Raw genomic sequence first — 13,748 nt, forward strand, 5'->3', positions numbered from 1 at the left:
GTGGCCGATCGCGCAGTTCCCCGCGCCCCTGAAGAGCGCCACCGCCGCCGCAGCCGCGGGCACCCCTGTCAGCGCCGGGTGCGGGTAGGCCGTGGCCGATCGCGCAGTTCCCCGCGCCCCTTGAGGGCGTTGTCCGCGCCGTGGCGGCAGAGGAGACGCCCCCCTGGCGGAGAGGCCCCGGGATGCGGGCCGGTGGGGCCGGGCGCGCAGTCCCCCGCGCCCCTCAGGGGGTTGCACGGACCCCCTCCTACTTCTCCATGCCCCGGTTCAGCCTGTGCAGCAGCCTCGCCAGTTCGTCGACCTCCCCCGGGTCCCAGTCGGCCAGGCGGCCGGCGTAGCGGGCCCTGCGGGCCTCGCGGACGCGGCTCACGCGGCGGCGGCCCTCCTCCGTCAGGGTGACGAGCCAGGCGCGTCCGTCGGCGGGGTCGGGCTCGCGGCCCACGAGTCCGAGCTCCTCCAGGGCGCGCAGCTGGCGGGACATCGTCGCCTTGCCGACGCCGATGTAGGAGGCCAGTTCGGTGGCCCGCTGCCGCCCGCACTCCTCCAGACGGACCAGCAGCCCGTACGCGGACGGCTCGAGGTCGGGGTGGACCTCGCGCGCCATCTCCCCCTGGCTGGCCCGTGCGCGCCGCAGCAGGACCGTCAACTCCCGTTCCAGCGCCAGGAACGCGGGCTGTTCCACCCCGGACGCGGGTTCCGGCGAGCCGGCGTGCTCCTCGCCGCCGTTTCCGTCTTCGTGCACGTTGGCCCCTGCCTCGGTTTCCCGTTCTGAAAGTTCTGGCCGAGTGGCGGCGTCGCCCCAGCTCCATAAGTATTTCGCAGGCGTAGACCAACGGCAGTGCGCGGCGACCCGGCCCGCCGCCGTGGCCGGCGCCCGCAGTTTCTCTACCAGGCCATTACGTGGCATGCCCACTACATGCGACGTGGGTCACATTCCGGGTTCGCCCCATGACCGTTCGGAGATGCGTCATGCCTGTGCACAGATCCCGACTCGTCCGCATACGCGCGCTCGGCACCGCCGGCGCCGTCCTGCTCACGCTGCTCGCCCTCCCGCAGACCTCCGCCGTCGCCGGCGGCTCCTCCCCCTCCGTCCCGCCGCGCGGCTCCGCGCACATGGGCATGGGCGTTCTCGCCCACGACGGCCAGGCCGGCCTGCCCACCTCCCGCTCCACCCAGACGGAGGGCGTGGACGTCTCCAGCCACCAGGGCAACGTCGTCTGGCCCACGCTGTGGAACAGCGGGGTGCGCTGGGCCTACGCCAAGGCGACGGAGGGCACGTACTACACCAACCCGTACCACGCGCAGCAGTACAACGGCTCGTACGACGTCGGCATGATCCGCGGCGCGTACCACTTCGCCACCCCCGACACCACGAGCGGAGCCGCCCAGGCGGACTATTTCGTGGACCGCGGGGGCGCCTGGTCCGCCGACGGACGCACCCTGCCGGGCGTCCTGGACATCGAGTGGAACCCGTACGGCGACGACTGCTACGGCAAGTCGGCGAGCTCGATGGTGAGCTGGATCCGCGACTTCCTCGACCGCTACCGCGCCCGCACCGGCCGCGACGCCGTCATCTACACCGCGACCAGCTGGTGGAAGCAGTGCACCGGCAACTACGCGGGCTTCGCCTCCACCACCCCGCTGTGGATCGCCCGGTACGCCTCCACCGTCGGCGAACTGCCCGCGGGCTGGTCCACGTACACGATGTGGCAGTACACCTCGACCGGCCCGACGGTCGGCGATCACGACCGCTTCAACGGCACCGTCGACCGGGTGCGGTCCTTCGCCGCCGGAAGCTGACCCGAGGCCTCGGCGGCACGGGAAAGGCCCGGGCCTCCCTCACGGAGCCCGGGCCTCCCCTTCATCCGGCGGCCCCCGTCACGCGGCCACCGGAACCTCGGGCGCGGCCCCGTTCGTCGCCGGGGACAGCGCCAGCTCCAGGACCTGGCGGACGTCGGTGACGGCGTGCACGTCGAGCTTCTCCAGCACCTCCGCCGGGACGTCGTCCAGGTCGGGCTCGTTGCGCTTGGGGATGATCACGGTGGTGACTCCCGCCCGGTGCGCGGCGAGCAGCTTCTGCTTCACCCCGCCGATCGGCAGCACCCGCCCGGTCAGCGACACCTCGCCGGTCATCGCCACGTCCGTGCGGACCAGGCGCCCGGAGAGCAGCGAGGCCAGGGCCGTGGTCATCGTGATGCCCGCGCTCGGGCCGTCCTTGGGCACCGCGCCCGCCGGGAAGTGGATGTGCACGCCCCGGTCCTTCAGGTCGCCCACCGGCAGCTCCAGCTCGGCGCCGTGGCTCCGCAGGAAGCTCAGCGCGATCTGCGCCGACTCCTTCATCACGTCGCCCAGCTGGCCGGTCAGGGTCAGCCCCGCCGCGCCCGTCTCCGGGTCGGCCAGGGACGCCTCGACGTAGAGGACGTCACCGCCGGCGCCGGTCACGGCCAGCCCGGTGGCGACGCCGGGCACCGCGGTGCGCCGCTCGGCGGGCTCCTGGGCGGACTCCGGCACGTGGTGCGGCCGTCCGATCAGACCGCGCAGGTCGCCCTCGGTCACGGTGAACGGCAGCTCCCGCTCCCCCAGTTCGTGCTGGGCCGCGACCTTGCGCAGCAGTCGCGCGACGGACCGCTCCAGGTTGCGCACGCCGGCCTCGCGCGTGTACTCGCCGGCCAGCTTGCGCAGCGCGCCCTCCTCGATCGTCACCTCGTCCGGCTGCAGACCGGCGCGCTCCAGCTGGCGCGGGAGCAGGTGGTCGCGGGCGATGACGATCTTCTCGTCCTCGGTGTAGCCGTCGAGGCGGACCAGCTCCATGCGGTCGAGCAGGGCCTCCGGGATGGCCTCCAGGACGTTGGCGGTGGCGAGGAACACCACGTCGGACAGGTCGAGCTCGACCTCCAGGTAGTGGTCGCGGAAGGTGTGGTTCTGCGCCGGGTCGAGGACCTCCAGCAGGGCCGCCGCGGGGTCGCCGCGGAAGTCGGAGCCGACCTTGTCGATCTCGTCGAGCAGGACGACCGGGTTCATCGAGCCGGCCTCCTTGATCGCCCGCACGATCCGGCCGGGCAGCGCGCCGACGTAGGTGCGGCGGTGTCCGCGGATCTCCGCCTCGTCGCGGACGCCGCCGAGGGCGACCCGGACGAACTTGCGGCCCATGGCGTGCGCGACGGACTCGCCGAGGCTGGTCTTGCCGACGCCCGGCGGGCCCACCAGGGCCAGCACCGCGCCGCCTCGCCGCCCGCCGACGACGCCCAGACCCCGGTCGCTGCGCCGCTTGCGCACGGCCAGGTACTCGGTGATGCGCTCCTTCACGTCCTGCAGCCCCGCGTGCTCGGCGTCCAGGACCTCCTGGGCGCCGCGGATGTCGTAGGAGTCCTCGGTGCGCTCGTTCCACGGCATCTCCAGGACCGTGTCGAGCCAGGTGCGGATCCAGGAGCCCTCGGGCGACTGGTCGGAGGAGCGCTCCAGCTTGTCGACCTCCTTGAGAGCGGCCTCGCGGACCTTCTCGGGGAGATCGGCGGCCTGGACGCGGGCCCGGTAGTCGTCGGACTCGTCGCCGTCCTGCTCGCCGTTCAGCTCGCGCAGCTCCTTGCGGACCGCCTCCAGCTGGCGGCGGAGCAGGAACTCCCGCTGCTGCTTGTCGACGCCCTCCTGGACGTCCTTGGCGATGGTCTCGGCGACGTCCTGCTCGGCGAGGTGGTCACGCAGCTGCTGGGTGGCGAGCTTCAGCCGGGCCACCGGGTCGGTGGTCTCCAGCAGGGCGACCTTCTGCTCGGTGGTGAGGAACGGCGAGTAGCCGGAGTTGTCGGCGAGGGCGGAGACGTCGTCGATGGCCTGGACCCGGTCCACGACCTGCCAGGCGCCGCGCTTGCGCAGCCAGGCGGTGGCGAGCGCCTTGTACTCCTTGACCAGTTCGGTCACGTGGCCGGGCAGCGGCTCGGGCACGCTCTCGTCGATGCGGGTGCCCTCCACCCACAGCGCGGCGCCCGGACCGGTGGTGCCGGCGCCGATGCGCACCCGTCCCCGGCCGCGGATCAGGGCGCCCGGGTCGCCGTCGGCCAGCCGGCCGACCTGCTCGACCGTGCCCAGCACGCCGGTCCCGGCGTAGGTGCCGTCGACGCGCGGCACGAGGAGCACCTTGGGCTTGCCCGGTTCGTCACGGGCGGCGGCCTGGGCGGCCTCCACCGCCGCGCGCACCTCGGAATCGCTCAGGTCCAGCGGAACCACCATCCCGGGCAGCACGACCTCGTCGTCGAGCGGCAGCACGGGCAGGGCGAGCGGTGTGGACTCAGCAGCCATGATCTCCCCTTCGGCAGTCAAGTTGAGCTACGTCGACTCAATGCAGGGGAGCTTGCGAATGTTCCCGGGGCGGCGTTCGCTCTCAGCGATCACCGGGCCGGGCCGCGCGGGCCCGGATCGCCACCCACCGGGACCTGCCAGGATGAACGCATGTCCACCCCCTACGGCATTCCCGAAGCTCCCGAAGTGCTGGACCGTCGCGAGGGCCCGTACGGCGAGGTCGTGCTGCGCCGCCACGGCGGGCTGCTGCAGATCATCGCCAACGGCTGCTTCCTGATGGACACCTCCGACGGGCGTTCCGAGCGGCTGCTCGTGGACGCGGCCCTGGCGGCCGTGGACCCGGCGACCGCGGAGCCGTCGGTGCTGATCGGCGGGCTGGGCGTGGGCTTCTCCCTGACGCACGCGGCCGGACAGGAGCGCTGGGGGCGGATCGCCGTGGTGGAGCGGGAGCCCGCGATCATCGAGTGGCACCGCTCGGGCCCGCTGGCCGAGCTCTCCGGGGCGGCGCTGGCCGACCCGCGGACGGAGATCGTCGAGCAGGATTTGATTACTTACGTCAATGAGACATCCGACACATTCGACGCGCTGTGTCTCGACATCGACAACGGACCCGACTGGACCGTCGACGAGGGCAACGAGGGGCTCTACTCGCCCGACGGACTCGCCGCGTGTGCAAGGGTGTTGAAGCCGCGCGGGGTCCTAGCGGTATGGTCCGCGAAGCCTTCACCGGAATTCGAGGGAACCTTGCGGAATGCCGGGTTCCGGCAGGTGCGTACCGAAGAGATCCCCGTTGCCCGGGGCGTTCCGGACGTCGTGCACATCGGCGTCCGCCCTGGATAGCAAAGCCGAGGTGAATCCCCGTACGCTGCTGCCCTGACGCGGATCATTCAAGCGTCAATCGCAGTGATGCGCAGACGACGGATCACCCCACGGATTCCGGAAAAAGCACACCTCAGGGGCGGGCGATGGAGCAGACACACACCTCCCACAACGGCACGGCGACGACCACCCCCGGCGCGCAGCGCAGGGTCCTGGTGGTCGAGGACGACGCGACGATCGTGGACGCCATCGCGACCCGCCTGCGTGCCGAGGGATTCCTGGTGCAAACGGCGGGCGACGGCCCGTCCGCGGTGGACACGGCGGAGGCCTGGCAGCCCGACCTGCTGATCCTCGACATCATGCTGCCGGGCTTCGACGGCCTGGAGGTCTGCCGGCGCGTGCAGGCCCAGCGGCCGGTGCCGGTGCTGATGCTCACCGCGCGCGACGACGAGACCGACATGCTGGTGGGCCTCGGCGTCGGCGCCGACGACTACATGACCAAGCCGTTCTCCATGCGCGAGCTGGCGGCCCGGGTGCACGTGCTGCTGCGCCGCATGGAGCGCGCGGCCCTCGCGGCCACCACCCCGCGCAGCGGCATCCTGCGCCTGGGCGAGCTGGAGATCGACCACGCGCAGCGCCGGGTGCGCGTGCGCAGCGAGGACGTCCATCTGACGCCCACCGAGTTCGACCTCCTGGTGTGCCTGGCCAACACCCCGCGCGCGGTGCTCTCCCGTGAGCAGCTGCTGGCCGAGGTCTGGGACTGGGCGGACGCCTCCGGCACCCGGACGGTGGACAGCCACATCAAGGCGCTGCGCCGGAAGATCGGCGCCGAGCGCATCCGCACCGTGCACGGCGTGGGCTACGCCCTGGAGACGCCGACGCCATGAGCGGGGGTCCGGCGGGACGCGGACAGCGGAAGAAGCAGCCCTGGGGCGGTGTGCGCCCGTTCTCGATCAAGACCAAGCTGGGCGCGCTGGTCGTCGTCTCGGTCCTGATCACCACCGGACTCTCGGTGATCGCGGTGCACACCAAGACCGAACTGCGCTTCATCACCGTCTTCTCGATGATCGCCACGCTGCTGATCACGCAGTTCGTGGCGCACTCCCTCACCGCCCCGCTGGACGACATGAACGCCGTCGCGCGGTCCATCTCGCACGGCGACTACACCCGCCGGGTGCGCGAGAGCCGCCGCGACGAGCTGGGCGACCTGGCGCAGACGATCAACGTCATGGCCGACGAGCTGGAGGCGCAGGACAGCCAGCGCAAGGAGCTGGTCGCCAACGTCTCGCACGAGCTGCGCACCCCCATCGCGGGGCTGCGCGCGGTGCTGGAGAACATCGTCGACGGGGTCACCCGGGCCGACCCCGAGACCATGCGCACGGCCCTGAAGCAGACCGAGCGGCTCGGCCGCCTGGTGGAGACGCTGCTGGACCTCTCGCGCCTGGACAACGGCGTCGTCCCGCTGAAGAAGCGCCGCTTCGAGGTGTGGCCGTATCTGTCGGGCGTGCTGAAGGAGGCCAACATGGTGGCCTCCGCCCGCGCGAGCATGGCGTCCGGCTCCGGCAGCCACACCCGTACGGACGTGCATCTGCACCTGGACGTCTCGCCGCCCGAGCTGGTGGCGCACGCCGACCCGGAGCGGATCCACCAGGTGGTCGCCAACCTGATTGACAACGCGGTCAAGCACAGCCCGCCGCACGGCCGGGTGACCGTCCGGGCCCGCCAGGGTGCCGAGCCGGAGTCGCTGGAGCTGGAGGTGCTGGACGAGGGGCCGGGCATCCCGCGCACGGAGTGGCACCGGGTCTTCGAGCGGTTCAACCGCGGCAGCGTCAACCGGCCGCACGGCCCCGGCAGCGACGGCGGCACCGGTCTGGGCCTCGCGATCGCCCGCTGGGCCGTGGATCTGCACGGCGGCCGGATCGGGGTGGCGGAATCCGAGCGCGGTTGCCGGATTCTGATCACTCTTCCGGGGCCCTCGTCTGTGCCAAGTTGACGTAAAGTTCGAACCGGAGCCTCAAGATCCATCTGCGTTCGCCCTGGCGGACACGTGTGATCAGGCACAGGCCCGCGCGCGGAGCGCGTCGAGGCCTGGTCGAGTGATGCCTGATACCGTCGGAAGAAGCGGAACCTCGCTTGTTTCCCGCCAAATCCAGCGCCGAAACACCCGCCGAGATGTGATGTGCACGACGTTGCACGGGCCCGGCCTGACCTTCTCGCGCGGGGAGGCGTAGCCTTTATTTCCGCTGTCCATCATCTTGCGAAGCGGAAGAGGGCGGTTGACGCCGTGTCGCCACAGTCCCCCAGTAACTCGAGCATCTCGACCGACACCGACCAAGCGGGAAAGAACCCCGCAGCGGCCTTCGGTGCCAACGAATGGCTCGTCGACGAGATCTACCAGCAGTACCTCCAGGACCCGAACTCGGTGGACCGAGCCTGGTGGGACTTCTTCGCCGACTACAAGCCGGGCGCTCCCGCGTCCCCGGCTCCGGCGGGTGACGCGGCCGCGGGGGCCGCGGTGACCCCCACCGCTCCGTCCCGGCCTGCCGCGCCCGCGCAGGCCCAGGCGCCCGCGCAGCCCGCCGCGCCGGCACAGCCCGCCCCGGCCGCCAAGGCCCCGGCCCAGGCGAAGGCCCCGGCCCAGCCGGCGAAGCAGGCCGCTCCCGCCGCCAAGCCGGCGCCGGCGAAGAAGGCCGAGCCCGCGGGTGAGGCGAAGGCCGGTCCCGAGCAGGTCACCCTGCGCGGTCCGTCCGCCGCGGTGGCGAAGAACATGGACGCCTCGCTGGAGCTGCCCACGGCCACGTCCGTGCGCGCGGTCCCGGTGAAGCTGCTGTTCGACAACCGCATCGTCATCAACAACCACCTGAAGCGCGCCCGGGGCGGGAAGATCTCCTTCACGCACCTCATCGGCTACGCCATGGTCCAGGCCATCAAGGCCATGCCGGCCATGAACTACTCGTACGCGAAGGTGGACGGCAAGCCCACCCTGGTCAAGCCGGAGCACATCAACCTCGGTCTCGCCATCGACCTGGTCAAGCCCAACGGCGACCGCCAGCTCGTCGTCGCGGCGATCAAGAAGGCCGAGACGCTGAACTTCTTCGAGTTCTGGCAGGCCTACGAGGACATCGTCCGTCGCGCCCGCGACAACAAGCTGACGATGGACGACTTCACCGGTGTCACGGTCTCCCTGACCAACCCCGGCGGCCTCGGCACGGTCCACTCCGTGCCGCGTCTGATGCCCGGCCAGTCCGTGATCATGGGCGTCGGCTCCATGGACTACCCGGCGGAGTTCCAGGGCACCTCCCAGGACACCCTCAACAAGCTCGGCATCTCGAAGGTCATGACGCTCACGTCGACCTACGACCACCGGGTGATCCAGGGCGCCGCCTCCGGCGAGTTCCTGCGCCAGGTCGCGAACCTCCTGCTCGGCGAGAACAACTTCTACGACGAGATCTTCGAGGCCCTGCGCATCCCCTACGAGCCGGTCCGCTGGCTCAAGGACATCGACGCGAGCCACGACGACGACGTCACCAAGGCCGCGCGGGTCTTCGACCTGATCCACTCCTACCGGGTCCGCGGCCACGTCATGGCCGACACCGACCCGCTCGAGTACAAGGTCCGCAAGCACCCCGACCTGGACATCGTCGAGCACGGCCTCACCCTGTGGGACCTGGAGCGCGAGTTCGCCGTCGGCGGCTTCGCCGGCAAGTCGATGATGAAGCTGCGCGACATCCTCGGCGTGCTCCGCGACTCGTACTGCCGCACCACCGGCATCGAGTTCATGCACATCCAGGACCCCAAGCAGCGCAAGTGGATCCAGGACCGCGTGGAGCGCGGCCACACCAAGCCGGAGCGCGAGGAGCAGCTGCGCATCCTGCGCCGGCTGAACGCGGCGGAGGCCTTCGAGACCTTCCTGCAGACCAAGTACGTCGGCCAGAAGCGCTTCTCGCTGGAGGGCGGCGAGTCCGTCATCCCGCTGCTCGACGCGGTGCTGGACTCGGCCGCCGAGTCCCGCCTGGACGAGGTCGTCATCGGCATGGCCCACCGCGGCCGCCTGAACGTCCTCGCCAACATCGTCGGCAAGTCGTACGCGCAGATCTTCCGCGAGTTCGAGGGCAACCTCGACCCGAAGTCGATGCACGGCTCCGGCGACGTGAAGTACCACCTGGGCGCCGAGGGCACCTTCACCGGCCTGGACGGCGAGCAGATCAAGGTCTCGCTGGTCGCCAACCCCTCGCACCTGGAGGCGGTCGACCCGGTCCTGGAAGGCGTCGCCCGCGCCAAGCAGGACATCATCAACAAGGGCGGCACGGACTTCACCGTCCTGCCGGTGGCCATCCACGGCGACGCGGCCTTCGCGGGCCAGGGCGTGGTGGCCGAGACCCTGAACATGTCGCAGTTGCGCGGCTACCGCACCGGCGGCACCGTGCACGTCGTCATCAACAACCAGGTCGGCTTCACCGCGGCCCCCGAGTCCTCGCGCTCCTCCATGTACGCGACGGACGTGGCCCGCATGATCGAGGCCCCGATCTTCCACGTGAACGGCGACGACCCGGAGGCGGTCGTGCGCGTCGCGCGCCTGGCCTTCGAGTTCCGCCAGGCGTTCAACAAGGACGTGGTGATCGACCTCATCTGCTACCGCCGCCGCGGTCACAACGAGTCGGACAACCCGGCCTTCACCCAGCCGCTGATGTACGACCTGATCGACAAGAAGCGCTCGGTGCGCAAGCTCTACACCGAGTCCCTCATCGGTCGCGGCGACATCACCCTGGAAGAGGCCGAGCAGGCGCTGCAGGACTACCAGGGCCAGCTGGAGAAGGTCTTCACGGAGGTCCGCGAGGCCACCTCGCAGCCGGCCACGGCCGCCCCGTCCGACCCGCAGGCCGAGTTCCCGGTCGCCGTGAACACCGCGGTCACCTCGGAGGTCGTGAAGCGGATCGCCGAGTCGCAGGTGAACATCCCCGACCACATCACCGTCCACCCGCGTCTGCTGCCGCAGCTGCAGCGCCGGGCGTCGATGGTCGAGGACGGCACCATCGACTGGGGCATGGGCGAGACCCTCGCCTTCGGCTCGCTGCTCCTCGAGGGCGTCCCGGTCCGGCTCGCCGGCCAGGACTCGCAGCGCGGCACCTTCGGCCAGCGTCACGCGGTCATCATCGACCGTGAGACGGGCGAGGAGTACACGCCGCTGCAGTACCTCTCCGAGGACCAGGCGCGGCTGAACGTCTACAACTCCCTGCTGTCCGAGTACGCGGCCATGGGCTTCGAGTACGGCTACTCGCTGGCCCGCCCGGACGCGCTCGTGCTGTGGGAGGCGCAGTTCGGCGACTTCGTCAACGGCGCGCAGACGGTCGTGGACGAGTTCATCTCGTCGGCCGAGCAGAAGTGGAACCAGACCTCCGGTGTGGTCCTGCTCCTCCCGCACGGCTATGAGGGCCAGGGCCCGGACCACTCCTCGGCCCGCCCGGAGCGCTTCCTGCAGCTCTGCGCCCAGAACAACATGACGGTCGCGATGCCGACCTCGCCGTCGAACTACTTCCACCTCCTGCGGTGGCAGGTGCACAACCCGCACCACAAGCCGCTGGTGGTCTTCACCCCGAAGTCGATGCTGCGCCTCAAGGCCGCCGCGTCGAAGGCGGACGAGTTCACGACGGGCCAGTTCCGCCCGGTCATCGGCGACGACACGGTCGACCCGGCCGCCGTGAAGAAGGTCGTCTTCTGCGCGGGCAAGGTCTACTACGACCTGATCGCCGAGAAGAAGAAGCGCGGCGCGGACGACACGGCGATCATCCGCATCGAGCGCCTGTACCCGCTGCCGGGCGCCGAGCTCCAGGCGGAGATCAAGAAGTACCCGAACGCCGAGAAGTACCTGTGGGCGCAGGAGGAGCCGGCGAACCAGGGTGCCTGGCCGTTCATCGCGCTCAACCTGATCGACCACCTGGACCTGGCGGTCGGCGCCGACCTGCCGCACGACGAGCGTCTGCGCCGCATCTCGCGGCCGCACAGCTCGTCCCCGGCGGTCGGCTCCGCGAAGCGCCACCAGGCCGAGCAGGAGCAGCTGGTGCGCGAGGTCTTCGAGGCCTGAGCAGCAGCGTCACGCGGTACGTGAGCGGGCCGCACTCCCTTCCCGGGGGTGCGGCCCGCCCCGTTTTCCGGCACATATCCTTGACCTCATGTACTTCACGGACCGTGGCATCGAGGAACTGGAGAAGCGGCGCGGCGAGGAGGAGATCACCTTCGAGTGGCTCGCGGAACAACTCCGCACCTTCGTCGACCTGAACCCCGACTTCGAGGTCCCGGTGGAACGCCTGGCGACATGGCTGGCCCGCCTGGACGACGAGGACGACGAGTAGTCCGCGCTCCCCGCGGGCCCCTCCGCCGCTCCCCGCGGACCGCTCCGCCGCTTCCCGCGGGCAATCGTGCCTCCCCCAGTGCCTTGAGGGCCTGGGAGGTACCCCCGGGCGGCACGGGTGGGCACGGACGGCACCCCGCAATCGCCGGGCTGCGAGACACTCGCGCCCACCCCTCCACACACCTCCCCGTACAAGAGACCCAAGGCACCGTTCACCCGAACGCGTGCCTTGACTTTCGCCTGCCGCGATATATCGTGAATCGAGTAATACGCGATATGACGCAAGCCGCCCGCGCCCAAGCCCAGGTGGCACCCCGCGATCAGGAGGCCGTCCATGCCCGAGTGGTCCGTCCAGGACAAAACGAACCTCACCTTCGACGCCCCCCTGACCCACCTCAACGTCCGCATCGTCAACGGCACGGTGAACGTCGTGGGCACGGACGAACCGCACGCCCACCTCCAGGTCACCGACGTGGAAGGCCCACCCCTCCTCGTGACCCACCAGGACGGCGTCCTGACCGTCGCGTACGACGACCTCCCCTGGAAGGGCTTCCTCAAGTGGCTCGACCGCAAGGGCTGGCGCCGCAGCGCGGTGGTCTCCCTCGCGGTCCCGGCGCAGACCCGCGTGGAGGTCGGCGTCGTCGGCGCGGGCGCCGTCGTCTCCGGCATCCGGGGCCCCGCCGCGGTGAAGGGCGTCGCGGGCGACACCACCCTGGTGCACCTGTCGGGCCCGGTCCGCGCGGACACCGTCTCCGGCAGCGTGGAGGCCCAGTCCGTGACCGGCGACCTCCACTTCGCCTCCGTCTCCGGCGACCTCACGGTCGTCGAGGGCTCCGGCCCCTCCGTCCGGGCGGACACGGTCAGCGGCTCGATGATCGTGGACCTCGACCCCGAGGGCCCCACCGACATCCGGCTGACCAGCGTCTCGGGCGAGATCGCCGTCCGGCTGCCCGACCCGGCGGACGCCGAGGTGGAGGCCAACACGGCGAGCGGCGCCATCTCCAACGCCTTCGACGACCTGCGGGTGCAGGGCATGTGGGGCGCACACAAGCTCACCGGCCGTCTCGGCGCGGGCAGCGGCAAGCTGCGGGCCACCACCGTCTCCGGCTCCATCGCCCTGCTGCGCCGCCCGCCCCTCGAGGACGAGCCCGGCCTGCGGGGCGGCCCGGGAGACAATGCCGGTACGACCGACAAGAAGGTGCTCTGACATGCCCCCCGTCTTCGCCCACGGACGCCTCCGCCTCTACCTGCTGAAGCTGCTCGACGAGGCCCCCCGGCACGGATACGAGGTGATCCGCCTCCTCGAGGAGCGCTTCCAGGGGCTGTACGCGCCGTCCGCGGGCACCGTCTACCCCCGGCTGGCCAAGCTGGAGGCGGAGGGGCTGGTCACCCACACCACCGAGGGCGGACGCAAGGTCTACTCGATCACCGACGCCGGCCGCGCCGAACTGGCCGACCGCAGCGGTGAGCTGGCCGACCTGGAGCTGGAGATCCGCGAGTCGGTCGCCGAGCTGGCCGCCGAGATCCAGGCCGACGTCAGCGGCGCGGCGGGCGACCTGCGCCGTGAGATGCGCGCCGCGGCCGGGCGGGCCCGGCAGGGGCGCGGCGGCTCCGCGTCCGGCGGCAAGGACGCCCCCTTCGGCGACTTCGACCTCGGCGACTTCTCGATGTTCGGCGACAAGGAGGCCTGGCGCGCCGCCAAGGAGGAGATGCGCCGCGCCAAGCACGAGTGGAAGGAGCAGGCCCGGCGCGCCAAGGACGAGAGCCGGCGCTCCCGTGAGGAGGCCCAGCGCGCCCGCCGCCAGGCCAAGGAGGCCCAGGACCGGGCGCAGGAGCAGATGCAGCGCCTCGTGAAGCAGGTCCAGGAGCAGGTGCAGGGGCACTTCGCGCGCGGCGACTGGCCGTCAGGCCTGCGTGAGGGCCTGGGTGAACTGGTCAAGGAGATGGGCGAGTTCGGGAAGGACTTCGGGCTGGGCCGTACGGGCTCCGGGAAGGGCCCGGAGTCGCGTCCGTCGTACTCGGCGGCCCCCGAGGACTTCCCGGTCGACTACGCGCCCTCCTGGGGCCATGAGAGCGCCGCGGAGTCCACGGGCGACCCCGCGCGCGACCTGGAGCGGCTGCTGGACCGCTTCCGGGACGACGTCCGGGACGCCGCGCGGGACCACGGGGTCACCCAGGAGCAGCTGCGTGACGCCCGCCGCCATCTGTCGGAGGCGGCCGCCCGCATCGGGGCGCTGCTGAAGGCGCCGAAGTCCTGACACCGGGGCGCCCCGGTGCCTGGGCCCTC

General features: G+C 71.2%; 10 protein-coding genes. 8 read left to right on the top strand and 2 right to left on the bottom strand.

Annotated elements, in window-relative coordinates; all coding sequences use genetic code 11:
• Positions 1–247: 247 nt before the first annotated feature.
• Positions 248–742, bottom strand: coding sequence for a MarR family winged helix-turn-helix transcriptional regulator (locus ACQY0Z_RS00835; RefSeq protein ID WP_439811697.1), 495 nt, complete (start codon positions 740–742; stop codon positions 248–250).
• A gap of 227 nt (positions 743–969) precedes the next feature.
• Between ACQY0Z_RS00835 and ACQY0Z_RS00840 the strand changes: the two genes are divergently transcribed.
• A complete protein-coding gene (locus ACQY0Z_RS00840; RefSeq protein WP_439811698.1) occupies positions 970–1,800 on the top strand; it encodes a lysozyme in 831 nt (276 codons plus the stop codon).
• A gap of 78 nt (positions 1,801–1,878) precedes the next feature.
• Here the strand turns inward: ACQY0Z_RS00840 and lon are convergent, their stop codons facing one another.
• A complete protein-coding gene (lon, locus tag ACQY0Z_RS00845; RefSeq protein ID WP_381730744.1) occupies positions 1,879–4,293 on the bottom strand; it encodes an endopeptidase La in 2,415 nt (804 codons plus the stop codon).
• A 150-nt stretch (positions 4,294–4,443) separates the two neighbouring features.
• On the opposite strand from lon, the gene ACQY0Z_RS00850 reads away from it, so the two are divergent.
• From ACQY0Z_RS00850 to ACQY0Z_RS00880, 7 genes are all read left to right on the top strand, one after another.
• Positions 4,444–5,133, top strand: coding sequence for a spermidine synthase (locus ACQY0Z_RS00850; protein ID WP_189901134.1), 690 nt, complete (start codon positions 4,444–4,446; stop codon positions 5,131–5,133).
• Positions 5,134–5,258: 125 nt separating this feature from the next.
• Positions 5,259–5,999, top strand: coding sequence for a response regulator transcription factor (locus tag ACQY0Z_RS00855; RefSeq protein WP_019522934.1), 741 nt, complete (start codon positions 5,259–5,261; stop codon positions 5,997–5,999).
• On the top strand, positions 5,996–7,105 hold the full coding sequence (locus ACQY0Z_RS00860; RefSeq protein ID WP_189901132.1) for a sensor histidine kinase: 1,110 nt from the start codon (positions 5,996–5,998) through the stop codon (positions 7,103–7,105). Before ACQY0Z_RS00855 ends, ACQY0Z_RS00860 begins: the two co-directional genes overlap by 4 nt.
• A 291-nt stretch (positions 7,106–7,396) precedes the next feature.
• Entirely contained in the window at positions 7,397–11,194 is a 3,798-nt protein-coding gene (locus tag ACQY0Z_RS00865) for a multifunctional oxoglutarate decarboxylase/oxoglutarate dehydrogenase thiamine pyrophosphate-binding subunit/dihydrolipoyllysine-residue succinyltransferase subunit (RefSeq protein ID WP_189901130.1), read from the top strand.
• An 88-nt stretch (positions 11,195–11,282) separates the two neighbouring features.
• Complete coding sequence (locus ACQY0Z_RS00870) at positions 11,283–11,462, top strand: DUF6104 family protein (protein ID WP_028420339.1); 180 nt, start codon at positions 11,283–11,285, stop codon at positions 11,460–11,462.
• Positions 11,463–11,795: 333 nt separating this feature from the next.
• Positions 11,796–12,668 carry a DUF4097 family beta strand repeat-containing protein gene (locus ACQY0Z_RS00875; RefSeq protein WP_439811699.1) on the top strand — a complete coding sequence of 291 codons (873 nt, stop codon included), beginning with the start codon at positions 11,796–11,798 and terminating at the stop codon, positions 12,666–12,668.
• A 1-nt stretch (position 12,669) separates the two neighbouring features.
• Positions 12,670–13,719: a helix-turn-helix transcriptional regulator gene (locus ACQY0Z_RS00880; RefSeq protein ID WP_439811700.1), complete on the top strand. Its 1,050-nt coding sequence runs from the start codon at positions 12,670–12,672 to the stop codon at positions 13,717–13,719.
• Positions 13,720–13,748 lie beyond the last annotated feature (29 nt).

The organism is Streptomyces sp. P9-2, from assembly GCF_051903975.1.
GTDB lineage: Bacteria > Actinomycetota > Actinomycetes > Streptomycetales > Streptomycetaceae > Streptomyces > Streptomyces cellulosae.